The organism is Lysobacter capsici (assembly GCF_018732085.1).
GTDB classification, from domain to species: Bacteria; Pseudomonadota; Gammaproteobacteria; order Xanthomonadales; family Xanthomonadaceae; genus Lysobacter; species Lysobacter capsici_A.
Genome location: NZ_CP076103.1, coordinates 2,193,714 through 2,219,479 on the forward strand (window position 1 = coordinate 2,193,714; position 25,766 = coordinate 2,219,479).

The following is a 25,766-nucleotide window of genomic DNA, read 5'->3' on the forward strand; positions in this document are numbered from 1 at the left end:
TCTCGTGGCGCGCGCCGTCCGTGCGCGCCGCCCGGAGCTCGGGCGGCGCGCGCGACTGTCGCAATCGATAGGGCTTGCGATGCGGTATTGCGAACGAGCGACTACAGCTTGACCAGCACCTTGCCGCGGTTGTCCTGGCCGCCGACGAACAGGCTCTGATACGCCTGCGGGATGTCGTCGAAGCCATGGCGGATGGTATGGGCCGAACTCAGCTCCTGCCGCCGGATCATCCCGCCCAGATCGCTGTGCAAGGCCTGCCAGTTGGAATCGGTGAACCACTCCAACGAGAAGATCCCGCGAATGGTCGCGCGCGGAAACATGATGTACGGCAACAGCCGCGGCCCGGTGTAGTCCTGCTCGACCTGGCTCGCCCATTGCCAGCACACCGCGACCTGGCTGTCGACGTTGAGCATCGAGAACACCACGTCGGTGACCATGCCGCCGATGCTGTCGAAATACTTGTCGACGCCGTCGGGCGCGGCCTGCTGCAGCGCTTCGCGCATCTTGTCGGCGGTGTCGTTGGCCTTGTAGTCGACGATCGCGTCGAAGCCCAGCCCGGTGAGGTACTGCGCCTTCGCCTGCGAGCCGGCGGTGCCGACCACGCGCGCGCCGGCGCGCTTGGCCATCTGGCCGACCAGGCTGCCGATCATGCCCGAGGCGCCGCTGATGACGATGGTGTCGCCGGGCTTGACCGCCATGAACTTGGTCAAGGTGCCCCAGGCGGTCATGCCCGGGCCGCCCATCACGCCGAGCGCGGTCGCCAACGGCAAGGTCTCGTCGTAGTGGGCGGGATCGAGTTTGCGATAGGCCGGAAACACCATCGGAAACGTACCGGTCTGCCACAGCGCCGGCTTGCCGTCGCTGACCAAGTGCGTGCGCCATCCCCCAAATCCCTGCACCAGGTCGCCCGGCTTGAACGGCGCATCGGGGCCGGCGTCGAGCACTTCCATGATCGAATCGGCGCCCATGTGGTTGCCGATCGGCGTATCCAGGCAAATGCCTTGCAGATACGGATCGACCGAAACGTACAGCGTCTTGAGCAGCATCTGCCCCTCGCCGAGGGTCACGTCGAGCTCTTCCTCGACTTTTTCGTAGATGCGGCCGGCATCGGGCACGCCTTCGACATGCTCGCGCACTACCCATTTTTCGATCTTCATGTGCTCAAGGTCCTGGTGGTGATCAATTGCGGGTAAGCGCTCGCGGGTCGATACGCGGGCGCGGCCGGGCCGACCGGGTGGATCAGGTGGGTCGGCAGCGGCTTGTGGTGGTCGATGCTGGCGGTGAAATCCTTGTCGTCGTCCTTGCAGATGAACTGCATGACATGGCGGCCCGCGGCGGCGGCGCGGATCAGTCCGCCGGTGGTGGCCCATACGCCGGACACGTAGAAATTCGACAGACCCTCCAGCACCGGGCCGTTCTTCTTGATTTCCTCTTCCAAGGTCTCGCCGCTTTCGACGAACGGCTGCCAGCCGAGCACGGTGCCGTCGTAGTTGCCGGTGTAGCGCACCTGGGTCAGCGGGCTGGACACGTCGCGCACGGTGATCGAATCCTTCAGCCCCGGATAGCGTTTTTCCAGGAACCGGATCATCGCGTTGCTGACCTTGCGCTTGGCCGCGTGGTACTCGTGGCCGCGCCGCACCGGCAGAGTGTGGAACTCCTCGCCCTTGCGCTTGCGGCTGACCTGCTCGGGGCCTTCGTTGAGCGCGCGCCACGGCGCGATGTCGCAGAAGTACGTCGCGTAGACGATGGTGGTCTCGCCCGGCGCGAGCTCGGGATAGTGCTGGCTGCGGAACTGCACGTTGATGCTCGGATGGCGGATGCCGACCATCTCGGCGGCTTCCTCCTCGTCGAGCAGATAGGTGGTGCACGGCTCGCCTTCGGGAAACGGCTTGTCCAGGCCGAGGAAGGTGATGAAGTAACCCGGGAACACCATGTGCGGCTCGGTGATCGTCTCGGTGTAGAGCTTGCGGTAGGTCTCGCTGAGGTACTGGCCCTTGAGGAACTTCATCATCGTGGTGTAGCCGTCGGCGGCCGACACCACGATGTCGGAGAACACCTCGCGCCCGTCGCTCAGGCGGATTCCGATGGCGCGATCGTTCTCGACCAGGATCTCCTCGACCTTGGCGTTGTAGTGCACCTCGCCGCCCAGGCGCCGGAAGCGTTCCTCGATCGACTTGGCCAGGCCCAGCGAGCCGCCTTCGGGCACGCCGGCCGACAGGTTGGCATGCGAGGCGAGCTGGAAGTAGAACGGCAGCACCGGGAAATTCTGGTGCTTTTCGTACAGGATGAAATTGAACGCCTCGCGCAGGAACGGGTCCTTGAACTGCGCCGAGTAGTCGGTCATCAGCACGCTGATCGATTTGCGGATGGTGTTGAAGTAGGGGATGAACGAGGCCAGCATCTTCCAGCGTTCCCAACGCCCCATCAGCCCGACTGGCTTGAGGAAGGGATACACGTTGAGCGCCTTGCGGAACTTGCGCAGGCCGCCGACGAACTCGCGGATCAGCTTGGTGTCGGCCGGCGAGATCTCGATCAGGTGTGCTTGCAGCCGATCGGGATCGGAATAGAAGTACACCTCGCGGCCATCGGCGCCGCGCACGATGTTGAACACGTCGAAGTGACGCATCTGCTTGCCCTGCAGCGCGCCGAGTTCCAGCCAGATCTGGTGCATCTCGTTGCCCGGGCCGTTGCCGAGCAGCCAGCTGATGCAGCAGTCGAAGGTGAAATCGCCGCGTTCCCAGGCGGTGCAGCAGCCGCCGGGGATTTCGTGCATTTCGAAGATCTGCGTCTTGTATCCGTTCATTTGCGCGTAGCAGCCGGTCGACAGACCGCCGAGCCCCGCGCCGATGATGATCATGCTTTCTCTGTTGCCCAGCGTATGCGACATGGTCCTGGCTTCCTTGGAGGTCAGACGGCGGAGGCTTGTTCGAGCGCGACGGGCGCATCGACGAGGCGCAGCTTTGCGGGCCGTTCCGGTGGGGTTTTATCGAGTTGCGGGAAATGGCCGAGCTTGCCGGTGTGCCAGGGCGCGGCGCCGCCGCTTTCCCAGGCCTTGAACTCGCGGCCCAGTTCCTTGCAGATGAACTGCATGACGAAGCGGCCCGACGAGGCGGCGCGGATCAACCCGCCCAGGCCAACCCATTGCCCGGCCATGTAGAAGCCGCCCAGCCCCGGCAATTGCATGCGGCCCTTGTTGACCAGCTTGTTGGCGAGATCTTCGGCATCGCTGAAGGCTTTCCAGGCCAGAATGCTGCCGTTGCTGTTGCCGGTGTAGCGCTTGGTCGTGGCCGGCGAGGCAACGTCGACCAGCTCGATCCGCTCGCCGATGCCCGGATAGAGTTTTTCCAGGAACCCGCGCACGAATTCGCCGACTTGCTTCTTTTCCGCCCAATAGCGTTTGCGATCTTCGGTACGCAGCGTGCGCCAGTAGTTGAAGTCGCTGAAGTAGGTGCAGTGGATCACCGAGCGTCCGGCCGGGGCGAAACCATCGGAATAGCGCGAGCGCAGTTGCACCACGATGCTGGCCTGCAGCGCGCCGGGCAGTTGTTTGGCTTCCTCTTCGCTCAACATGTAGGTGGTGCTGTGCGAATCGTTCGGGTCCAGATCGCCTTCCAGGCCGACGAAGGCCGAGACCACCGCCGGGAACAAGATGCCCGGCTTGTTGAGCATCTCGTCGTACAAGGTGTCGATGGTCTTGTTCTTGTACTTGCCTTCGAGCATGCCGTAGATGGTGGTATGCCCGTCGGCGGCCGAGACCACGAAGTCGGCGTAATGGCGCGCGCCGCCCTTGAGCTCGACCCCGACCGCGCGTCCGTCCTCGACCAGGATGCGGTCAACGCGGGCGCGGTAGGTCAGGATGCCGCCGAGCGCGGTGTAGCGTTCCTCGATCGAACGCGACAAACCCAGCGAGCCGCCCTGCGGAAAGCCGGCGTTGTTGTTGTAGGCGCAGGCCATGTTGTACAGGTACGGCAACAGCGGGAAGCATTCGGGGTCTTGGTAGAAGATGTTGCGGAACGCGCGCTTGAGCAGCGGGTCGCGGAACTTGTCGGCGAACTCGTGCATCGGCGTGGCCGCGTTGCGCCAGAACAGCCGGAACGCGGGCAGGATCTCGAGCATGGTCTTGATCTTTTCGCCGACGCTCTTGAGCGGATCGGGCTTGAGGAACGGGTACAGCTCGATCTTGATGAAGCGGCGAAGGTCGGCGCAGAACGAGCGGATCAAGGCTTCATCGGCCGGCGAAATCTCCAGCAGATGGCGTTCGAGCCGGTCGGGGTCGTTGTAGAAGGTGACCGAGCGGCCGCGTTCGTCGACGACCTTGTTGAACATGTCGAAGTCGCGCACGGTCTTGCCGTCGAGCGCGCCGAGTTCGCGCCAGATCCGGTTGGCGTCGTTGCCGGCGCCGGTGCCGATCAGCCATTCGATGCAGTAGTCGAAGATGTAGCCCTTGCGCGACCACGCGGTGCAGCAGCCGCCGGGCAGCACATGGGTTTCGAAGATACGCGTGTCCATGCCGTTCATCTGGCCGTAGACGCCGGTGGCCATGCCGCTGACGCCGCCGCCGATGACGATCACGCGCGGTCGGCCGTTCGCGCGCGGGCCGCGCTCGCTCCAGTCCGGGCCGGTATCACGCGACATAGGCGGCCTCCGCGGATCGGCATGCGCGTGTCTGCGCGGCGGTGGCGATGAGGTGTGGGGTGTGGCCCGAGTCAGTCGTCATGGTCTTGGCTTCCTTGCGGCTCAGGCGGCGGGCGCCGGCGACAAGGCCGGCAGCGGCGGGGTTTCCACCAGGCGCAGCGGCCGGGGGCGTTCGAGCGGCGGGTCGTTGTCGAGTTGCGGCAGATGGCCGAGCTTGTCGCGATGCCAGGGTTCGCGATTGCCGCTTTCCCAGGCCTTGAACGGCACGCCGAGTTCCTCGCACAGGTACTGCGCGGCGAAGCGTCCGCTGGACGCGGCCTTGATCAGGCTGCCGCCGTTGATCCAGTGGCCGGCCATCGAGAAGCCGGTGAGGCCCTTGAGCCGCATGCGGTCCTTGTTGACCAGGGCGGCGAGCAGATCGTCGGCGTCCGGCGATTTCCAGGCCAGGATCGCGCCCTTGTGATTGCCGGTGTAACGCTCGGTGGTGGCCGGCGTGCCGACGTCGACCAGTTCGATGCGTTCGCCGATGCCCGGATAGAGTTTCTCCAGGAACTCGCGCACGAACTGCGCCACTTCGCGCTTCTTCGCCCAGTACTGCTTGCGATCGGTGCTGCGCAGGGTCTTCCAGTAATCGAAGTCGCTGAAGTAGGTGCAATGGATCACCGACTTGCCTTCCGGCGCGAAACCGTCGGAATAACGCGAACGCAGTTGCACCACCAGGCTGCCTTGATCGGCGCCCGGCAACCTGGCCGCCTCCTGCGCGCTGAGCAGGTAGGTCGTGCTGTGCGATTCGCCGGCCGGCACGTCGCCTTCGAACCCGACGAAGGCCGAGACCACGCCGGGATAACGTTCGCCGGGCCGATGCAGCACGTCGTTGAACAATTTGTCCAGGCGCGGATTGGTGTACTTGCCGTCGAGCAATCCATGCAGGGTGAACATGCCGTCGCAGGCGGCGACGACGTGGTCGGCGTAGTGCTTCTCGCCGTTCTTGAGTTCGACCCCGACCGCGCGGCCGTCCTCGATCACGATGCGATCGACCCGGGTGCGGTAGTTGATGATCCCGCCCAGGCCCAGGTAACGCTCCTCGACCGAACGCGACAGCCCCAGCGAGCCGCCCTGCGGAAAGCCGACGTTGTCGTTGTGCGCTTCGGCCAGGTTGTACAGGTACGGCAGCACCGCGAAGTTCTGCGGGTCCTGGAAGAACATGTTGCGAAAGCCGCGACGCAGCAGCGGATCGGCGAAACGGTCCGCATACGGCCCCATCTGCGCCGCGCCGGTGCGCCAGAACAATCGGAACGCAGGCAATACCTGGCGCATCATCGCCAGCTTCTCGCGCCAGTTTTCCAGCGGCGCCGGTTTCAGGAACGGATGCAAGGCCAGCTTGGTGAAGCGGCGCAGGTCGTCGCAGAACGCCTTGATCAACGGCGCGTCGACCGGCGAAACCTCGATCAGGTGTTTTTCCAGGCGATCGGGATCGTTGTAGAAGCGCACCTCGCGGCCGGTCTCGTCGACGACCTTGTTGAACAGCTCGAAGTTCTTGACCGTCTTGCCGTCGAGCGCGCCGAGTTCGCGCCACACCTGGTTAGCGTTGTTGCCCGGCGCGGTGCCGTTGAGCCACTCGATGCAGTAATCGAAAATATAACCCTTGCGCGACCACGCCGTGCAGCAACCGCCCGGCAGCACGTGTTTTTCGAAGATGCGGGTTTCCAGGCCGCTCATCTGGGCGTAGCTGCCGGTGGCCATGCCGGCCACGCCGGCGCCGATGATGATCACCCGCGGCCTGGCCCCTGGAGCACGCTCGCGCGCGCTCCAGTCCGGGCCCGACTTCGACGGTTTGGCCGCGTCCGCGTCAGGCGACATTGGTCTCGTCTCCCACCAGGATGCCGCGCGCCAGGGCCGCGTTGAGCGCGATGTAGTCGTGGTCGAGCATGTCGGCGTGCTTGCCGAAGCCCTTGAACACCTTGGTGTGGGTGGTCGAGCTGCCATGCCAGGTGCCGCGGTGGCCGGTGCCGTAGAACACCAGCTTGTCTTCGTCGGAGATCACGCTCACCGGCGCGGCGATCTTGCCGATGTTCGGGGTCTGGCTGCAGAAGCGAATGTAGTCCTTGGCCTGCTCCATGGTTTCCTGGGCCACGATCGCCGAACCGGTGTGCTTGCGCAGGTGCTCGGTGAGTTCGCGTTCGAAGGCTTCGAAATGCTCGTTGCCCAGTTCGAAGGATTCCGGAATGCGGTAGGAATCCATGATGACCACGTTGGGCACTTCGCGGCCGCGGCGTTCGAGTTCCTTGGCCACTTCGAAGGCGAGATTGCCGCCGAGCGAATAGCCGAACAAGGTGCAGTGGCCGTCGGGCGCGTGGATGCTCTCGATCAGGTCGGCGTAGTTGGCCACCTTCTCGTCGCCGAGGATGTAGTTGAACGAAACGAACTCGTACTCGGGCATGTGCACCGCGAGCTGGCGATAGACCAGGCCGTGGCCGCCCGCGGGCGGGAAGCAGAAGATCGTCTGCTCGTGCTGCTTGCCCTGGTTGAAGCGCAGGTAGGGCTGCGCGCCGGCCACGCGGCCCAGGCTGATCGCTTCGACCGTCTTGGCCATGCCGTGCAGGGTGGTGACCTTGAACAACTGGCTCACCGCGATGGCGATGTTGAACTCGGTCTGCAGGTTGTAGATCAGTTCGATCAGCTTGATCGAGCTGCCGCCGACTTCGAAGAAATCGTGCTGCAGGCCGACCTGTTCCAGCCCGAGCAACTGCTTCCAGTGTTCGGCCATGCGCACTTCGTACAAGGTCACCGGCGCTTCGAATTCGGCCTGGCCGGCGTCGAAGTCCGGCGCCGGCAACGCGGCCAGATCGACCTTGCCGTTGGCCGACAGCGGCAGCGCGTCGAGCTGGACGTAATGCGCCGGGATCATGAAGGTCGGCAGGTACGCGGCCAGATGTTCGCGCAGCGCGCGCCAGTTCAGGCGTTCGCCTTCGTCGGCGGCCACGCAGTAGGCGCACAGCGCCGCTTCGCCGCGCGCATCCTCGCGCACGGTCAGCACCGCTTGCCTGACCGGTTCCCAACCGGCGAGCTGCGATTCGATCTCGCCGATCTCGACGCGATGGCCGCGCACTTTGACCTGGGTGTCGACGCGGCCGATCAGCTGCACTTCGCCGTCGCCGCTCCAGCGCGCGAGGTCGCCGGTGCGGTACAAGCGTTGCGGCTTCGCGCCGGGGCTGAGGGTGAGCGAGACGAAACGCTGCGCGGTCTGTTCTTCGTCGCCGACATAACCGGCGCTGACGCCGCCGCCGCCGATCCACAACTCGCCGGGCACGCCGGCCGGCAGCGGCTGCTGGTGTTCGTCGAGGATGTACAGCGCGCTGTTCGGGAACGGCCGGCCGATCGGCACCATGCGGCTGGGTTCGAGGTGTTCGGTCGCGCCTTCGAAGTAGGTGCTGTCGATGGTCGCTTCGCTCAGACCGTAGGAATTGATCACCCGGCTGCGCGGCCCGGCCAGCGCGCGCAAGCGCTGGTATTCCTCGACCTTCCACACGTCCGACCCGACCACCAGCAGGCGCATGAAGTCCAGGCGCTTGCCCTCGCGATCGCAGTAGTCCATGACCCCGCGCACCACCGCTGGCACGAACTCGGCCGCATCGACTTGCTCGTCGAGCATCACCTGATACAGGCGCGCGGTGTTGAACAGCAGTTCGCGGGTGACCAGCACCAGCTTGCCGCCCGAGCACAAGGCGCGGACCAGATCGCCGGCGAACACGTCGAACGAGAAGCTCGCCATCTGCAGATGCGCATTGGCTTCGTCGAGCCGGTACTCGCGCTCCCAGCCGGCATAGGCAGAGGCTAGGTTGGCGTGGGTGACGCGCACCGCCTTGGGCTTTCCGGTCGAGCCGGAGGTGTAGATCACGTAGGCGCTGTCGTCCAGACGCACCGGGAAATCGACCGGCGAGGCGTCGGTTTCGGCATCGGCGATCAGATGCAGTTCGTCGAGCGTCAGCACTTCGCCGGACCACGAGGCCAGGCGCTCGCGCCGGTCCTCGTCGATCACCGCGAACTTCGCATCGGCGTGGCCGACCATGTAGGCCAGGCGTTCGGCCGGGTACTCGGGATCGAGCGGCAGATACGCGCCGCCGGCCTTGAGCACCGCGAGCAGGGTGACGATCAGTTCCGGCGACTTGTCCAGGCACAGCGCGACCACCGCGCCGTCGCGCACGCCCAGTTCGCGCAGCTTGCGGGCGAGGCGATTGGAACGGCGTTCGAGTTCGCCGTAGCTCAGCTGACGGGCCGGACCGGTTTCGCCCGGCGCCGCCACCGCGATCGCATCGGGTTTGGCCCGGGCGATGTCGGCGATCAGCTGATGCACCGGCCGCGTGGCCTGTGCGGTTTCGCTCGCGCCGCTCCACTGCTCCAGCACCGACACGCGTTCATCGCGGCCGAGCAACTGCAACTGGGCGATCGACTGCGTCGATGGCACCCGGGTCAGTTCGTCGAGCAGGTTGACGTAGTGCGAGGCCAGCCGCTGCATGGTCTGCGGCAGGAACAGGTCGGTGTTGTACTTGAACACGCAGTGGAAACGCTGGTCGGCTTCGTCCTCGTAGGCCGACAAGGTCAGGTCGAACTGGCCTTCTTCCTCGGGCAGTTCGATGTACTCCAGACGGTAGCCGTACTTCTCGGTCGCGACCTTATGCGCGAGCAGGATGAACATCGCTTGGAACACCGCCGAGCGGCTCGGGTCGTGCTGCAGGCCGAGCTTCTCGACCAGCAGCACGAACGGATACTCCTGGTTGTCCAGCCCATTGAGCACGATCTGCTGCACCTGCGCGAGCATCTGCGCGATGCTCGGCTGCTGCGACAGATTGACGTGCAGCGGCAGCGGATTGACGAAGTAGCCGTAAACCTGGGCGAACTCCTCCTGGGTGCGGCCCATCACCGGGCTGCCCACGATCACGTCGTCCTGGCCGGTGTAGCGGTGCAGCAGGATGTAGTACGCGCTGAGCAGCACCATGAACACGGTGACGCCGTTTTCGCGCGCCAGCGAGTGGATGCGCGCGCTCAGTTCGGGTTCGAGCACGAAGAATTGCGAGGCGCCGTTGTGGGTCTGCACGATCGGCCGCGGCTTGTCGGTCGGCAGGTTGAGGATCGGCACTTCCTCGGGCAGGGCCGACTGCCAGTAGTCGAGCATCTTGCCCGCGTCGCGGCTGGCGAGGAACTTGTTCTGCCAGTTGAGGAAGTCCAGGTAGCGCGCGCGGATCGGCGCCAGTTCAGTCTTCTCGCCGCGGCGCAGGCCTTCGTAGATCGACAGCAGTTCTTCGATGAAGGTGAAGGTCGAGATCGCGTCCGAGATGATGTGGTGGACGGCCTTCATGATCACCCAGCGATCCTTGCCGCGCTTGTACAGGCGGAAACGCACCAGCGCGTCGTGCTCGAGGTCGTAGGGTTTGCGGTACTCGCGGATGATGTGCTGGTAGATTTCGTCCCAGCTCTTGTCCTGCGCGTCGATCAGGGCGATGTCGTGCTTGCCTTCGGCCGAGATCTTCTGCACCGCGTGGCCTTCGTCGAGCATGAAGTTGGCGCGCAGGCTCGGGTGGCGCGCGATCAGCGCGCGCACCGCGTCGAACATCAGCTCCGGTTCCAGTTCGGCCCGCACCTCGACCGCGCCGCCGATGTTGTAGGCGAAGCCATCGGGATTGAGCTGTTTGAGGAACCACAGCGCATTCTGGTTCTGGGTCAGCGGGTAGCGGGTGTCGTCGGTGTGGGCGATGAACTGCGCGCTGCCGTCGTCCTCGCCGTCGGCCGCGACGAGTTCGATCAGCGACGCATGCAGTTGCTCGCTCAGGGTGCCGATCGAGGAACTGCTCAGCAAGGTCACCACCGGCAACGCGACCTTCAGCTCGGTGTGGATGCGCGCGCGCAGCTCCATCGCCAGCAGCGAATCCAGGCCGAGCGCGTTGAGGCTGGCGTCGGTGTCGATCTGCTCGTGCTTGATCCGCATGACCTGGGCGATCAGGCCGTGGAAACGTTCGTTGAGCAGGTTCCAGCGGGTTTCGGCGTCGCCGTCGCGGAAGGCGTCGACGAAGCTGCCGTGTTCGGCATTGCTTGCGCCAGCGTTGTGCTTGGCCAGTTCGACCACCAACGGCGGCGGCGAGGCGTACCAGGCCAGGAAGATCGGCCAGTCGACCACGGTCGCGACCAACAACTGCGCACGATCCTGCCCGATCACGCGTTCGAGCACGTCCATGCCCGCATCGGGCGACAGTGAGCTCATGCCGCGGCTGTTGCGGTAGTGATCGATCAGGCCGAGTTCCTCGATCATGCCGGTCGCCCACGGGCCCCAGTCCAGCGCGAGCGCGGGCAAGCCGCGGGCTCGGCGGTGGTGGGCGAGGGCGTCGAGGAAGGCGTTGCCGGCGGCGTAGTTGGTCTGGCCGGCGGTGGTGACCAAGGAGGCGATCGAAGCGAACAGCACGAAGTGCTCGAGCGGCTGATCGGCCAGGTACTTGTGCAGCAGCCAGCCGCCGACCACCTTCGGGTCGTACACCGGATCGAAGCTGTCGCGTTCCATCTCGGCCAGCAAGGTGTCGCGCACCTGGCCGGCGAGATGGAAGGCGCCGCGGATCGGCGGCAGTTCGCGCTGGCGATAGTCCGACAGCCAGCCGTTGAGCGCGCCTTCGTCGGTGATGTCGAGCTGGGCCAGGATCGGTTCGGCGCCGAGGGTTTCCAACTCTTTCAGGAAGCGCACGTTGCGGCCGACCGGGCTGTTCGGATCGGTGTCGCGCCACTGCGCGCGCGGCGGCAGCTTGCTGCGGCCGACCAGGATCAACTTGCGCGCGCCGCGCTTGACCAGGGTGCGGCACAGCAGGCGGCCGAGCGCGCCGAACGCGCCGGTCACCAGGTAAGCGCCGTCGGCGCGCAGACGCAGCGGCAGCGGCTTGGTCAGCTGCGTTGCCGGCATCAAGCGGCTGGTGTAGCGCTTGCCGTCGCGCAGGGCGATTTCGTCCTCGTCGATCACCAGCACTTCGCGGCGCAACGCGAGCGCTTCGGCGCGCAATGCGGCTGCGTCGTAATGGCCCGACGATTGCAGGTCGATCAGCTTGCCGCGCTGGGCGACCAGTTCCTGATACCACAGCACCCGGCCGATGCCCCAGGCCGGCGCGCCGAGCGGTTCGACCGCATCATTGCGCCGCACCGCCTGGGTGCCGCGGGTGACGATATGCAGCCTGCCGTGCGGATGCGCGCTCTGCAGCGCCTGGCTCAGCGCGATCAACGCATACGCGCCGCGGCTGTTGCCGGCCTGCAGGCCGGGGGCGTCGATCTGATCGAGCGTGGGCTGATCGAGATTCCACAGATGCACCACCGAGCCGAAGCGGCCTTGCTCGTGCTTGGCCAGATCGGCGAACAGACGTTGCAGGTCCTTGACCGCGCCGGGCGTGACGGTGGATTCGCGCAGATTCTTTTCCAGCTTGTAGCGCTTGCCCGGCCGCACCAGGTGCACGCGCTCGCCGCGGCTGACCGCCAGCGCGGCCAGTTCGTCGCCCACACCCTGGGCATCGGCGAAGATCAGCCAGCCTTCGCTTTCGCCGGCCAGTCCCGGCTCGGCGATCGCCAATCCGGTTTCGACCTGCGCGGGTTCTTCGGCCTTTTCGACCCAGGTGGTTTCGGCCAGCCAATTGTCGATCGTGTTCAAGCTGACCTTGGCACTGGCGTTCTCGACGTTGGCCGCGCGGAAGCCGCCGACCCGGCCCAACGGCGTGCCGTGTTCGTCGTAGACGAAGATGTCGCCGATCAATTCGTCGCCGCCGTCGAAGGTGATCACCGCATGCACCCACAGCGCGCGATCGCCGATCGCGTCGGTGCGCACTTCCTGGATCGACAGCGGCAGGCGGATGCCGGTGTCGCTCGCATCGTCGCTGTGCTGCTTGAGGATCTGCGGGGTCAGCAGCGCCTGGAAGCAGGCGTCGAGCATGGCCGGATGGAAATGGTGATCGGCCGCGCCGCCGAGCAACTGCGGGGTCGGCGCGATCCGCGCCAGCGCTTCGCCGGGCGCGACCCAGACTTCCTCGATGCCCTGGAACGCCGGGCCGTAGTGATAGCCCATCGACGCCAGCGCGTCGTAGCAGGCCGAACGCGCCAGATACAGCGGGCTGCGTTCGCGCACCGCGGCCACGTCCAGCTTGGGACCGCTGCGGCGGCCCTGGCTCGCGCGGATGCTGCCGCTGGCGTGCACGGTGCGGTCGTTGCCGTCGGCCGACACGGTCGAGACGTTGAAGGTCGCGCCGTCGGAGGCGAACGACAGCTGCACCGTCGCCGCTTCGGCGTCGGGCAGGAACAGCGCCTTGCGCAGTTCGATGTCGGCGATCGCGGCCGACGCGCCGCCGGTCATCGCGCGCACCGCCTGGGTCGCCATTTCGATGTAGCCCGCGGCCGGGAACAGCACGTTGCCCTGGATGCGATGGTCTTCGAGATAAGGCTGATGCTCGACGTCGAGCTTGGCTTCCCAGGTCGGTTCGGCATTGGCCATGCGCCGGCCCAGCAGCGGGTGATCGAGCTGGCCCAGGCGGATCTGTTCGACCGGACGCGGTTCGATCCAGTAACGATCGCGCTTGAACGGATAACGCGGCAGGGTGACGTGCCGGCCGCGCGGATGCAGCGAGGTCCAGTCGATCGCCAGGCCGAGGTTGTGCAGGCTCGCGAGCGAGGCAGTGAAGCGCGCGGCTTCGTCTTCCTGGCGCCGGATCGAGGGCACGCTCTTGGCGCTGCCGCCGCGCGCGGCGAAGCATTCCTGGATCGAGTGGCCGAGCACCGGGTGCGGGCCGATTTCCAGGAACAGATCGTAGCCGTCGTCCATCAGCTGATCGATCGCGGCGCGGAAACCGACGCTGTTGCGCACGTTTTCCCACCAGTAGCTCGCGTCGAGCTCATGGCCCTGGGCGATGCCGGGACGCGCGGTCATGTACAGCGGCACCTGCGCCGGATGCGGCGCCAGGCCGTCGAGGCATTGCAGCAGTTCGTCCTTGATCAGGTCCATCTTGGCGCTGTGGTAGGGCACGCGCACGGTCAGGAACTTGGCGAACAATTGTTCGGCCTGCAGCTTGGCCGCGAGTTCGGCCAGCGCATCCTGATCGCCGGCCAGCGTAATCGCGGTCGGGCTGTTGACCGCCGCCACCGACACCCGGTCGCCGTAGGGCTTCACTCGCTTGAGCGCTTCGGCCTCGCTAAGACTGACCGCGAGCATGCTGCCGGTGTCGACCAGCTTCTGCTGCAGGCGGCTGCGATGCACCACCACCTTGACCGCCTGTTCCAGCGTGTACACGCCGGCGGCGTAGAACGCGGCGACCTCGCCGGTGCTGTGGCCGACGATCGCGTCGGGCGCGATGCCGCGCGCGCGCCACATCGCCGCCAGCGCGATCTGCACCGCGAAGTTGGCCGGCTGCGCGAGCCAGGTGTCGCTCATCTTCGAATCTGCTTCGGCCGCGTTCATTTCCTCGATCAGCGACCAGTCGACATGCTTGGACAACTCGCGGTCGCATTGCTCGATCACTTCGCGGTAGATCGGATCGTGTTCGAACAACTGCCGGCCCATCGCCCACCACTGCGGGCCCATGCCGGTGAACACCCAGGCCAGTTTCGGCGCGGCGGTGCCGCGGCGCTCGTCGGCGATGATGTGCGGATGCGCTTCGCCGGCGGCGTAGGCGCTCAGGCGTTCGTGCAGCGCTTCGCGGCTGTCGTAGACGAACGACAGCCGCGCTTCCAGGTGCTGGCGCCGGTGGGCGAGGGTGTAGGCGAGGTCTTTCAGCGACACGGCGTCGTCGCCGTCGCGTTCGAGTTCCTTGCGAATGCCCTCGACGAGTTCCGGGAACGCGGCCGAATCGCGCGCGGTCAGCGGCAGGATGTTGTAGCGCAGCGCGGCATCGATGGCGTCGTCGGCTTGGGCATGCGCGTCCTCGCGCGGCGGCGCTTCTTCCAGCAGCACGTGCGCGTTGGTGCCGCCGAAACCGAACGAGTTGACGCCGGCGCGCGCCGGGCCGTCGTGCGCCGGCCACGGCGTGACCTGGGTCGGGATCTCGTACGGCATCGAGGCCAGATCGATGTCCGGATTGACGGTGTTGAGGTTGATGTGCGGCGGGATGAGCTTGTGCTTGAGCGCCAGCGCGGTCTTGATCAGGCCGGCGACGCCTGCGGCGGCTTCGGTATGACCGATATTGGTCTTGACCGAACCCACGAAGCACTTGTCGCCGGGTTTGCGGCCGATGCCTAGCGCGCGGCCGAGCGCCTTGGCTTCGATCGGATCGCCGACCGGGGTCGAGGTGCCGTGCGCTTCCATGTACTGCAGGCTGCCCGGCTCTATCCCGGCTTCCGCGCAAACGCGCTTGATCAAGGTCACCTGCGCATCGGGATTGGGCACGGTGATGCCGTTGCTGTGGCCGTCCTGGTTGACGCCGGTGCCGACGATCACCGCATAGATCGGATCGCCGTCGCGCAGCGCATCGTCCAGACGCTTGAGCGCGACGATGCCGACACCCTCGGCGCGCACGTAGCCGTTGGCGGCGGCGTCGAAAGTGCGCGACTTGCCTTCCGGCGACAGGAACCCACCCTTGGTTTCGGCGATGGTGTACTGCGGGGTCATGTGCAGCAGGGTGCCGCCGGCCAGCGCCAGGCTGGTCTCGCGTCGGCGCAGGCTGTGGCAGGCCAGATGCACGGCGACCAGCGAGGAACTGCAGGCGGTGTCGATCGACAGGCTGGGGCCGCGGAAGTCGAAGCAGTACGAGATGCGGTTCGACGCCATCGTCATCATCGTGCCGGTCGCGGTGTGCGCGGCCAGGGTCTCGAAGCTCAGGTCGGCGAACTGCACGATCTTGTAGTCGAGGGTGAAGGCGCCGACGAACACACCGATCTCCTGGCCGGCGAGTTCGGCGGGCTTGAGGCCGCCGTCTTCGAGCGCTTCCCACGACACTTCCAGCAACTTGCGCTGCTGCGGGTCCATGTAGTCGGCTTCGCGCGGGCTGATGCCGAAGAAGGCCGGGTCGAATTCGTCGAAGCCGTCGATGTAGCCGCCGCGTCCGCCGACCAGGCGGCCGGGCTTGCTCTTGTCCTTGCTGCCGAGGGTGCCGACGTCGTAGCGGTTGGCCGGGGTCGCGGTCAGGCAGTCCTTGCCCTCGATCAGGTTCTGCCAGAACGCGCGGTGATCCGATGCGCCGCCGGGCAGGCGGCAACCGATGCCGACGATGGCGATGCGGTCGTCGCCGACGCCCGCGGCCGGTGTCGTGGATGCGCTGTCCGTGCTGGCGGCGTGGTGGGCCGCGTCGTTGCTCGGAGTCTCGCGGGTCGAGGCTTTGCTGCTGGAATCCGTCATGATCGAGTCCTTGTTGTTACATCGCCGGTACGTGGGGTGGATTGCGAGGAGAGGGTTGCGAGACGTGTGAGGCTCAAGGCGGCGTGGGCGCGGGCTTCTTGCGCCCACGCAGCGGATGGACGAGGGTCGAGAAGATCGCGCCGTTGCGCGGGAACGAGCCCGGATCGAACAGGCCGATCGCGCGCGGCTTGCGGTCGGGGCGCCAGGTGTAGCTGCCGAACAGGCGGTCCCAGATCGACAGGTCCGAGCCGAAATGCCCGGCCTCGGCCTTGTCGGCGCTGTGATGCATGCGGTGCAGCTCGGGGCTGGCGAGGATGTGGTTGAGCCAGCCCAGGCGCACGTCGATGTTGGCGTGGACGAAATAGCCCTGGGCGACGATGAAGATGCCGATCGCGAACACCGCGCGTTCGGAAAAACCGATCAATGCCAGCGACACCTGCACCAGGAACTGGGCCAGCACGATGTCGAACACGTGGTTGACGCCGTTGTTGCCGACGTTGACCTTGTCGGGCACGTGATGCACGCCGTGCAGCCGCCACAGCAGCGGGATGTCGTGGCCGGCGCGATGCACCGCGTAGCTCGCCAGCGAGCTGAGCAGCAGCGCGAGCGGGATCTCGGCCCACAGCGGCAGCACCGGATGCAGCGGGGCGACCATCGACACCACCGCCATCACCGGCAACTGCGCCAGCCCGCCGCCGATCATCGTGATCACGAAATAGACCGCGTACAGGCCCCACTCGCGCCGCGACGGCAGCCACGCGCGCTCGTACGGAATAATTAATTCGAGCGTCGCCAGATAGAAAATAGTGGCGAACAGGAAGCTCACCGTGGCGGTGCCCGGATCCCAGCCCAGGCCGATCGCGGCGATTACGTAGATAACTACGGAAATTAATAATAATGGGTGCGCGATATGACTGACAAAGCTCAATGGATTTATCCGGACCGGCGTGACGCGGGTTTGGTTTACACGCTCTGTGACAGCGCTGTCAGATAATCCGCCGATATTAATCGGGCCGGGGTCACGGTCGAATTGGGCAGTGTCCGTCAGGTTTGAACTGCGATCCGCGTCCGTATTCATGGCCGGCTCCGGCGAATATTTCCGCTCGCGCGGATGTTTTCCATGCCGGCGCGGGCCGGGCCGATCGCGAATACCGCCCGCGGCGATACTGCGACGCCGTCCGCGGCTACGCGAAGCCTTGCGGTTGTTGACGCGCAGAGGAAGACCGAATCGTCCATGCGACCCTCGTAGTGACGTGATTGGTCAGCTGACATAATGCGTCACCGCATCCATGCCGGCGGATGGAAAAACGCCGTGCGGCGTCTTCGAATATCTCGGCGCCAATATTCGGGGTAAGCCCGAGCCGCAGTCAAAGGAGCAAGCCCGATTTAGCAGTGACGCGGATCATTCTTCCGAACATTGATTCCCATGCGGGAAAGATAATGTGCTGGTATTGGCACGCCATTCCGCCGCCCGCCACGGCGAGCCGCGACGCGATGGCACTTATTAATTACAAGCGCGCGTCGGCCGGATGACGAATATCCCCGGCCGGCGCGCGCGGACGGAATAAGCCCATAACTAGGAGTCACGACGATGCAGTTGGCGACCGAGCGCGTCATTGAAGTCAGGCACTGGAACGACAGCCTTTTCAGCTTCCGCACCACCCGCGATCCGGGCTTCCGCTTCGACAGCGGACACTTCGTCATGGTCGGCCTGGAGGTCGACGGCAGGCCGCTGATGCGTGCCTACTCGATCGCCAGCGCGCACTACGAAGACCATCTGGAGTTCTTCAGCATCAAGGTGCCCGACGGCCCGCTGACCTCGCGCCTGCGTCACATCAACAACGGCGACCAGGTGCTGGTCAGCCGGCGGCCGACCGGGACCTTGGTGCTCAACGACCTCAACCCGGGCAAGCGGCTGTACCTGCTCGGCACCGGCACCGGCCTGGCGCCGTTCCTGAGCATCATCCGCGACCCTTTGACCTACGAGCGCTTCGAAACCGTGGTCCTGGCCCACGGCGTGCGTCATGTCAGCGACCTGGCCTATGCGCAGTTCCTGGAAGAAGAACTGCCGAAGCACGAGTTCCTCGGCGAGCTGATCCGCCGCCAGTTGATCTACTACCCCAGCGTGACCCGCGAGCCGTTCCGCAACCAGGGCCGCATCACCGATGCGATCGCCGACGGCCTGATGGCGCAGACCCTCGGCCTGCCGCCGCTGGACCCGGGCGAGGACCGGGTGATGTTGTGCGGCAGCCCGCAGATGCTCGAAGACACCGCCGCGCTGCTCGAAGGCCGCGGCTTCAAGCCCTCGCCGCGCACGCGCGAACCGGGCGACTACGTGATCGAGCGGGCGTTCGTGGAGAAGTGAGCGGGGGACTGCCGGGAATCGGGAATGGGGAGTCGGGAATCGGAAAGCGGAGCGCTGTCGCTTCGCTCTCGCCGGTCTCGTCGATCCGCTTTTCCGATTCCCCATTCCCGATTCCCCATTCCCGCAATTCAAAGAGACAACACATGAGCACCAGTCAAACGGCCGTAACGCTGATCGGCGCACCGACCGACATCGGTGCGGGCTACCGCGGCGCGCGCCTGGGACCCGAAGCGCTGCGCATCGCCGGACTCACCGAATCGCTGAGCGCGCTCGGCCTGGACGTCGCCGACCGCGGCAATCTGGAAGGCCCGCCCAATCCCTGGACCGAACCGGTCGACGGCTATCGTCATCTCGACGAGGTCGTGGTCTGGAACCAGCGGGTGATGGAGGCGGTAGGCAACGAACTGCGTGGCGGCCGCATGCCGATCCTGCTCGGCGGCGATCACTGCCTCGGCCTGGGTTCGATCACCGCGGTCGCCAATCACTGCCGCGAGCACGGCAAGAAGCTGCGGGTGATCTGGCTGGATGCGCACGCCGATTTCAACACCCACGACATCACTCCGACCGGCAACATGCACGGCATGCCGGTGGCGTGCCTGATCGGCCTGGGGCCGCAATCGCTGACCCACCTGGGCGGCTCGGCGCCGGCGATGCAGGTCGACGAGATGCGCCAGATCGGTACGCGCTCGGTCGATGCCGGCGAGAAGCAGTTGATCAAGCGCCACGGCCTGCCGGTGTACGACATGCGCAAGATCGGCGATATCGGCATCAAGAAGGTCATGGAGCAGGCGCTGGAAGGCGTGGACGACAACACCCACATCCATGTCAGCTTCGATGTCGACTTCCTCGATCCCAGCATCGCGCCCGGCGTGGGCACGGTGGTCTCGGGCGGGCCGAACTACCGCGAAGCGCAGCTGGCGATGGAGATGATCGCCGAGAGCGGGCGCATGGGTTCGCTGGACATCGTCGAACTCAATCCGATCCTCGATCGCGACAACGGCACCGCGCTGGTGGCGATCGACCTGGTCGAGAGTTTGTTCGGCAAGTCGACCTTGGTGCGGGAGTGAGGTAGGGCGGCTCGCGCCGGTCGACCTTGGTGCGCGAGTGGACTAGGCGGCTCGCGCCGGTGAGCGCTTGCGCCAATCGGGATCGTTTGCGCCGGCATGGATTGAAGATTGCATCGGCTGCGAGTCGAACCCCGGTTGGACCGCCCGCGCCGCTGCGAGGTTTTTTGTGGGAGGGGCTTTCAGCCCCGATGCTTTTCGCTCAGAAGCGGTGGACCCCGGGCAACCTGATCGAACAGCGTCGGGGCTGAAGCCCCTCCCACAAGAGACTTCGCGGCAACGCAGCGGCGAATTCATCGTAAGCACCGGCGATGTAGCGTCACCACCAACTGCCAACTGCCAACTGCCAACCGCCCCGCAAGTCCGAAGTTTTTTGTGGGAGGGGCTTTCAGCCCCCATGCTTTTCGCTCAGAAGCGGTGAATGCCGGGCAACCTGATCGAACAGCGTCGGGGCTGAAGCCCCTTCCCACAAGAGACTTCGCGGCCACGCAGCGGCGAATTCATCGTAAGCATCGGCGATGTAACGTCATCGCCAACCGCCAACCGCCAACCGCCAACCGCCAACCGCCAACCGCCAACCGCCAACCGCCAACTGCCAACTGCCAACTGCCAACTGCCAACTGCCCCGCAAGTCCGAAGTTTTTTGTGGGAGGGGCTTCAGCCCCGATGCTTTTCGCTCAGAAGCGGTGGACTCCGGGCAACCTGATCGAACAGCGTCGGGGCTGAAAGCCCCTCCCACAAAAGACCTCGCAGCGGCGCATTGGCTCGAAGCTGGCTGCGCCATCGGATAGGCAACTGGCGCTGAGCCAGAACGCCTGTGTCGGCCGGTGGCTGTTCAAATCGTATCGAACTAAAACCCGAACGTTCGTTCGTTTATCGCCCCCGCATCGGCGAGGCAATTGCTTGCCCGCACAAAGGTGCTGCGACGCGGCATGACGTGTGCAAATGGCGTGTTAAGTTCCGACGGACGATCCACATCCTCACACGCCAAGGCCGCAATCGTTCCCGTATTGCGTATCGAATCCAGGATGCGTCGCGCGCAGGGGAAGTGCGCGCGACGCCGACACCGGCCGCCGGCATCGCCTTGCCTCGCCCTTCGCACCGCCCAGCCGCACGCCGCACCGGTCCGCCATCGCCGCAACAGACATTGACGTCAGCCACGTTGCAACGAAACGCTTCAATACAAAGGGGGAAATCACATGATCGCTCGCCAGTCGAGTCGTAAAGCCTTGTCCTGGGCCATCGCATTGAGCCTGGCCTCGCTCGCCGCGAGCGCGCAGGCGCAACAGGCCGCCGCACCCGCGCAGGAAGAGGAAGCCAAGACCCTGGCCGGCCTCACCGTCACCGCGCAGAAGCGCGAGGAGGCGATGCAGGACGTGCCGATCTCGATCACCGCCTTGCCGCAGCAGTTGCTGCAGGACAGCGGCGTGCGCGACGTCAAGGACGTGCAGGTGCTGGTGCCCGGCCTGACCGTCAGCAGCACCCAGAGCGAAGTGCAGACCGTCGCGCGCATCCGCGGCATCGGCACGGTCGGCGACAACGCCGGCCTGGAATCCTCGGTCGGCGTGGTCATCGACGGCGTGTACCGTCCGCGCAACGGCGTGGGCTTCGGCGACCTGGGCGAGATCGAACGCATCGAAGTGCTCAAGGGCCCGCAGGGCACGGTGTTCGGCAAGAACACTTCGGCCGGCGTGATCAACGTGATCACCCGCCGCCCGACCTACGACACCACGGTCGAAGGCGAATTCACCGTCGGCAACTACGGCGCGCTCGGCGCGGCCGGGTCGCTCAACACCACCATCGGCGAAAACGCCGCGTTCCGCGTGTACGGCGCCAAGCGCAAGCGCGATGGGTTCACCGACGTCGAGGTCGGCCGCGGCCCGCGCGGCGAGCGCGAGGACGGCGACCAGAACTTCCACACCCTGCGCGGCCAGCTGTTGTTCGAGCCGACCGAAAACCTCGACATCAACCTGATCGCCGACTACACCAGCCGCGAAGAAAACTGCTGCGTCGGCCTGACCACGGTGCGCGGCCCGACCGCGGCGATCATCAACGGCCTGGTCGGCGGCGTCGGCGTGGCGCCGGTCGCCGATCCGTTCGCGCGCCGCGCCTGGAGCAACCGTCCGACCACCCAGGACATCAAGGACAAGGGCCTGTCGGCCGAGGTCAACTGGATCACGCCGTGGTTCAACGGCGCGACCCTGACCTCGATCACCGCCTCGCGCGAATGGCAGGCGATCAACGGCCTGGATTTCGACTTCACCAGCGCCGACATCATCTACCGCAATCCGGACCCGAACGAATCGTTCACCGGCTTCAAGCAGTTCAGCCAGGAATTCCGCCTGACCGGCTCGACCGAAAAAGTCGACTGGATGTTCGGCCTGTTCTATGCCGACGAAGACCTCAAGCGCAACGATTCCTACAGCATCGGCGCCGCCTACGAGCCGTATCTGTCGACCGCGGTGCTCGGCCAGATCGCCTCGCGCTTCCCGGCCGGCGTGGTCAACATGGCCAACGCCGCGACCTTCCTGTCGCAGGCCGCCGGCCGTCCGTTCGGCAGCAGCTTCGCGGGGCTCGGCGCGCTCGACCGCTACAAGCAGAACAGCAACAGCGTCGCCTTGTTCACCAACAACACCTGGCATGCGACCGACAAACTCGACCTGACCCTGGGCCTGCGCTACACCAAGGAAAACAAGGAACTCGATTCGGTCTACAGCAATCCCAACGGCGGCCTGGGCTGCGGCGCGGCGCTGAGCAATCCGACCCGGATCGGCCAGGCGCTGGCCGCGCGCGGCGTGCCGGTCGCGGCGCTCGGCGCGCTGGTGCCGCAGGTGGTCGGCTTCATGTGCCTGCCGTGGGCCAACACCCTGCACAACGGCCGGGTGACCAACCAGGAACGCGACGAGAAGGAATGGTCGGGCACGATCAAGGCCGCGTACCGCTGGAACGAGCACGTCATGGGCTACGCCTCGGCCGCGCGCGGCTACAAGGCCGGCGGCTTCAACCTCGATCGCGTGCAGTCGTCGAACGGTTTGTCGGCCGGCACCGCCGGCATCACCCCGGTCAACGACACCTCGTTCCCGGGCGAGTTCGTCGACAGCTACGAGCTGGGCGCCAAGACCACCTGGGCCGGCGGCAACCTGCTGCTCAACGCGACCTTGTTCCACCAGACCTACAGCGACTTCCAGCTCAACAGCTTCCTCGGCACCAGCTTCGTGGTGCGTTCGATTCCGGAAGTGGTGTCGCAAGGCATCGACACCGAAATCCTCTGGCAGCCCGGGATCAAGGGCCTAATGCTGCAGGGCGGCGTGATGTACGCCGACACCAAGTACGGCAACGATCCGCTGCCCGACGCGGACCTGGCCAAGTTGCCGGGCGCGCGCGCGAGCTTCGCGCCGTTGTGGTCGGCTTCGGCCTCGGTGACCTATCAATGGGATTTCGGTTCCAGCCTGATCGGCCGCGCCAACATCGGCGCCAAGTATTCCTCCGACTACAACACCGGCTCGGACCTGGACCCGGAGAAGGGCCAGGCGGCCTACACCGTGGTCAACGCGCGGGTCGGCATCGGCGCCAAGAACCGTCGCTGGATGGTCGAGGCCTGGGCCTTGAACCTGTTCGACGAGGAATACAAGCAGGTTGGTTTCGATGCGCCGCTGCAGACCGGTTCGTGGAACGCCTTCCTCGGCGCGCCGCGCACCTATGGCGTGACCTTGCGGATGATGTACTGATACGCGCGCTGGGGACGGCGCGATGCCGTCCCCGGACTCGCGCGATGTCGGACCGGTTCGCGTACGGTTCGCGGCGGCCCTGCATCGTTTGTCGACCGGCGCGCCGTCCTGGCGCGCTCGGCGCTTTGAGTTATCGAAGACGCCGCGAAGCGAGAGCGGCCTTTGCTTCATGTTGCAGGCACGGCATCCGCCGCATTTACCGCGGACGCGCGGGCGTGAGCTCGAATCGCTCCTGCGATGTCGGCCTGTCGCGCCGTCGTCTTGCGCGCGTGCTGCCGGCTCACGCCCGATCAGGGTTTCGGCGCGCCCGGATCACTGTGCGACTCGGGCCGAAATGCGCGTGCCCGCGTTAACAGGCAGCGGCGAAAACAGGCGCGAACTATCCCGAATCAAGACCGCTCCAGGCGGCGTGGCCGATCGGCTTGATCCGACGATTTGACAAGCCCCGCGCGTGTCGCCCAAATTCCGCGCAGGTTTCGTTTTTCGCCATGGATCAGGAGGATCGGATGGAAACCGAATCGAAGGCCGGCTGGCTGCTGACATGCATGACGGGTTGCGCCCTGGCCTGGGCCGGCGGCGCGTCGGCGCAGACGGCCGCAAACGCCGGTCCGAGTGCATTCGCGCCGCGCGACGACATGGCCCACGTCGCGTCGCTGGATACGGCCGCCGACTCGCTGAGCAAGGCATTGGGTGAGGGCAGGGCGCTGGTGGTGGTGCCGATGTTGTCGGACACCCGGGCCAGGCGCCGTATCGAAGGCGTCAGTCCGACCGCGCTGGAGGTGCTTTGGGAAAAAGTCGGCGACCCCAGGACGCAGTTCGGAATGAACCGCGACGCCGATCTGGTGCTCAAGCTCGATGAGGACTTCGCCGTATACGCGATCAAGCCGGGCACGTACCGGCTGGCGGCGTCGGGTTATTTCACCATCACCCACGAGAACAGCCGCGGCTACGGCCTGCTCAAGCAGATCGCCGACGACGGCGTGGGCATGGTGGTGCTGGAGGACCGCAAGGACTGGACCTGGGTCGACAACGGGCAGCGATGGGTGCCGCCGCAGACGATGCCGGGCGTGGTGGAAACCAGCTACTGCTCGCTGGTCGTCGCCGGCAGCAACAACTGCGTTTCATGGTCGAGCGAGCGGCACGTCGAGGACCGCGTGGTCGAGGACGGGCGCTGGGAGCGCGACAGCAAACGCGAAGAGATCGACGCGCTCGCGGCGATGCCGTCGATCTCGGCCAAGACCCCGTTCGCCACGGTCAAGATCGCGCCCGGCGAACTGCTGCTGCTCGACGCCTTCGTGCCGAGCAATTTCGCCGCCACCTACGACGAGAATGCCTGCGTGCGGCTGTCGGCCGACAAGGTCTCGTGCAGCATGAGTTCGATCAGCTACGACTTCCATCCGGTCTTGGCCGATCGCGTAAGCGCCCAGCTCGCGCGCCTGGACAACGACAAGCTCAAGCAACTGCTGGCGAAGATCCAGTACCGGCCCTATTCGATCGCGGCCGAGAGCGGCGCCGATAAAAATTCCGGAGTGAAGTACTACTACCTCATGACCGAGCAGCGTAAGCAGGCGCTCAAGAAGATGTTCGAGAACTGAGCCGCGCGCGCTCGCCGGCGCCATAGTCGCTCCGTGATCGTGAAGCCCTGAGCGCATGCCGCGTTCCAAACTGTAGGAGCGGCGCAAGCCGCGACCGCGCCACTGCGGCAACGTCGAATCCCCAGCCAGCAGTCCGCCTTCCAACACCGCGCCCTCCAACACCGCGCTTCCCGCTCCTTGCCGTCATCCCCGCGAAGGCGGGGATCCAGAGACTTCAGAGTCCTGCCACGGTAAAGCCCTGGATCCCCGCTTTCGCGGGAATGACGGCTTGGAAGTGTGCTGCAGCGATGAAGGTGCGGTCGTGAACCACGCGCCCCTTGCCCCTGGCCGTCATTCCGGCGCTTGAGCTGCGCTCACACCCGAGTCAGCGCCTCCAGCCAGCCACTACCGATGCCGAGGCCACCGGCCCTGAACCCGACCGGACGAGGGCCACCCCTCATCCCGACCACCCAGGCAAAGCCCGCCCCCCGTCGCCGGCTATCATGGGCGCCATGATCGAAGACACCTCCGACTCCGCCTTGCAGCGGCTCGCCCAGCAGATCGGCGAATCCGCCCGTCTCAACCACCACATGCTGGTCACCGCCGAGAGCTGCACCGGCGGCTGGATCGCCAAGACCCTGACCGACATCGCCGGTTCCTCGGCCTGGTTCGAATGCGGCCTGGTCGCCTACAGCTACGAGGCCAAGCAGGCACTGCTGAGCGTGCGCCCGCAGACCCTGGAGCAGTTCGGCGCGGTCAGCCGCGAGACCGTCATCGAAATGGTCTCCGGCGCGCTGGCCAATACCGGCGCCACCATCGCGGTCGCGGTGACCGGCATCGCCGGCCCCGGCGGCGGCACCGACGACAAGCCGGTGGGCACGGTCTGGATCGCGTGGAAACGCCGCAACGGCTACCCGCGCGCCGAGGTCTTCCATTTCGACGGCGACCGCGAGGCGGTACGCCGGCACAGCGTGGCCGCGGCGCTGCGCGGGATGCAGGCGCTGGCGGCCTGAGTTCCGGGGGCGGCGGGCGTGTCCGTCGTCGCCTGCAACGCGATGGCTG

General features: G+C 65.9%; 11 protein-coding genes. 5 read left to right on the forward strand and 6 right to left on the reverse strand.

Features of this window, described 5'->3' with window-relative positions; genetic code table 11:
• Positions 1–101: 101 nt before the first annotated feature.
• The 6 genes from KME82_RS09145 to KME82_RS09170 all read right to left on the reverse strand — a co-directional run bounded on the left by KME82_RS09145 (position 102) and on the right by KME82_RS09170 (position 16,901).
• Positions 102–1,157: an MDR family NADP-dependent oxidoreductase gene (locus KME82_RS09145; protein WP_215498225.1), complete on the reverse strand. Its 1,056-nt coding sequence runs from the start codon at positions 1,155–1,157 to the stop codon at positions 102–104.
• On the reverse strand, positions 1,154–2,887 hold the full coding sequence (locus KME82_RS09150) for a phytoene desaturase family protein (protein WP_215498226.1): 1,734 nt from the start codon (positions 2,885–2,887) through the stop codon (positions 1,154–1,156). The genes KME82_RS09145 and KME82_RS09150 overlap by 4 nt, the downstream gene beginning before the upstream one ends.
• Before the next feature lie 20 nt (positions 2,888–2,907).
• A complete protein-coding gene (locus KME82_RS09155; RefSeq protein ID WP_215498227.1) occupies positions 2,908–4,635 on the reverse strand; it encodes a phytoene desaturase family protein in 1,728 nt (575 codons plus the stop codon).
• A gap of 102 nt (positions 4,636–4,737) precedes the next feature.
• A complete protein-coding gene (locus KME82_RS09160) occupies positions 4,738–6,495 on the reverse strand; it encodes a phytoene desaturase family protein (protein ID WP_215498228.1) in 1,758 nt (585 codons plus the stop codon).
• Positions 6,485–15,973 carry an HSAF biosynthetic non-ribosomal peptide synthetase/polyketide synthase gene (locus KME82_RS09165; protein ID WP_215498229.1) on the reverse strand — a complete coding sequence of 3,163 codons (9,489 nt, stop codon included), beginning with the start codon at positions 15,971–15,973 and terminating at the stop codon, positions 6,485–6,487. The genes KME82_RS09160 and KME82_RS09165 overlap by 11 nt, the downstream gene beginning before the upstream one ends.
• 73 nt (positions 15,974–16,046) lie before the next feature.
• The gene (locus KME82_RS09170) at positions 16,047–16,901 is read right to left on the reverse strand and encodes a sterol desaturase family protein (protein ID WP_215498230.1); all 855 of its coding nucleotides are present in this window, start codon (positions 16,899–16,901) and stop codon (positions 16,047–16,049) included.
• A gap of 663 nt (positions 16,902–17,564) precedes the next feature.
• Between KME82_RS09170 and KME82_RS09175 the strand changes: the two genes are divergently transcribed.
• The 5 genes from KME82_RS09175 to KME82_RS09195 all read left to right on the forward strand — a co-directional run bounded on the left by KME82_RS09175 (position 17,565) and on the right by KME82_RS09195 (position 25,717).
• The gene (locus tag KME82_RS09175) at positions 17,565–18,338 is read left to right on the forward strand and encodes a ferredoxin--NADP reductase (protein ID WP_215498231.1); all 774 of its coding nucleotides are present in this window, start codon (positions 17,565–17,567) and stop codon (positions 18,336–18,338) included.
• A gap of 143 nt (positions 18,339–18,481) precedes the next feature.
• Complete coding sequence (rocF, locus tag KME82_RS09180) at positions 18,482–19,405, forward strand: arginase (protein ID WP_215498232.1); 924 nt, start codon at positions 18,482–18,484, stop codon at positions 19,403–19,405.
• A 1,196-nt stretch (positions 19,406–20,601) separates the two neighbouring features.
• Positions 20,602–23,130: a TonB-dependent receptor gene (locus KME82_RS09185; RefSeq protein ID WP_215498233.1), complete on the forward strand. Its 2,529-nt coding sequence runs from the start codon at positions 20,602–20,604 to the stop codon at positions 23,128–23,130.
• 506 nt (positions 23,131–23,636) lie between these two features.
• The gene (locus KME82_RS09190; RefSeq protein WP_215498234.1) at positions 23,637–24,725 is read left to right on the forward strand and encodes a hypothetical protein; all 1,089 of its coding nucleotides are present in this window, start codon (positions 23,637–23,639) and stop codon (positions 24,723–24,725) included.
• A 491-nt stretch (positions 24,726–25,216) separates the two neighbouring features.
• Positions 25,217–25,717 carry a CinA family protein gene (locus KME82_RS09195; RefSeq protein ID WP_430538836.1) on the forward strand — a complete coding sequence of 167 codons (501 nt, stop codon included), beginning with the start codon at positions 25,217–25,219 and terminating at the stop codon, positions 25,715–25,717.
• Positions 25,718–25,766: the final 49 nt, after the last annotated feature.

Coding starts and splice junctions, on each gene's coding strand:
- KME82_RS09150 (WP_215498226.1), bottom strand. CDS start 2,887: ATGTCGCATACGCTGGGCAACAGAGAAAGCATGATCATCATCGGCGCG.
- KME82_RS09145 (WP_215498225.1), bottom strand. CDS start 1,157: ATGAAGATCGAAAAATGGGTAGTGCGCGAGCATGTCGAAGGCGTGCCC.
- KME82_RS09195 (WP_430538836.1), top strand. CDS start 25,217: ATGATCGAAGACACCTCCGACTCCGCCTTGCAGCGGCTCGCCCAGCAG.
- KME82_RS09160 (WP_215498228.1), bottom strand. CDS start 6,495: ATGTCGCCTGACGCGGACGCGGCCAAACCGTCGAAGTCGGGCCCGGAC.
- KME82_RS09155 (WP_215498227.1), bottom strand. CDS start 4,635: ATGTCGCGTGATACCGGCCCGGACTGGAGCGAGCGCGGCCCGCGCGCG.
- KME82_RS09185 (WP_215498233.1), top strand. CDS start 20,602: ATGATCGCTCGCCAGTCGAGTCGTAAAGCCTTGTCCTGGGCCATCGCA.
- rocF (WP_215498232.1), top strand. CDS start 18,482: ATGAGCACCAGTCAAACGGCCGTAACGCTGATCGGCGCACCGACCGAC.
- KME82_RS09175 (WP_215498231.1), top strand. CDS start 17,565: ATGCAGTTGGCGACCGAGCGCGTCATTGAAGTCAGGCACTGGAACGAC.
- KME82_RS09190 (WP_215498234.1), top strand. CDS start 23,637: ATGGAAACCGAATCGAAGGCCGGCTGGCTGCTGACATGCATGACGGGT.
- KME82_RS09165 (WP_215498229.1), bottom strand. CDS start 15,973: ATGACGGATTCCAGCAGCAAAGCCTCGACCCGCGAGACTCCGAGCAAC.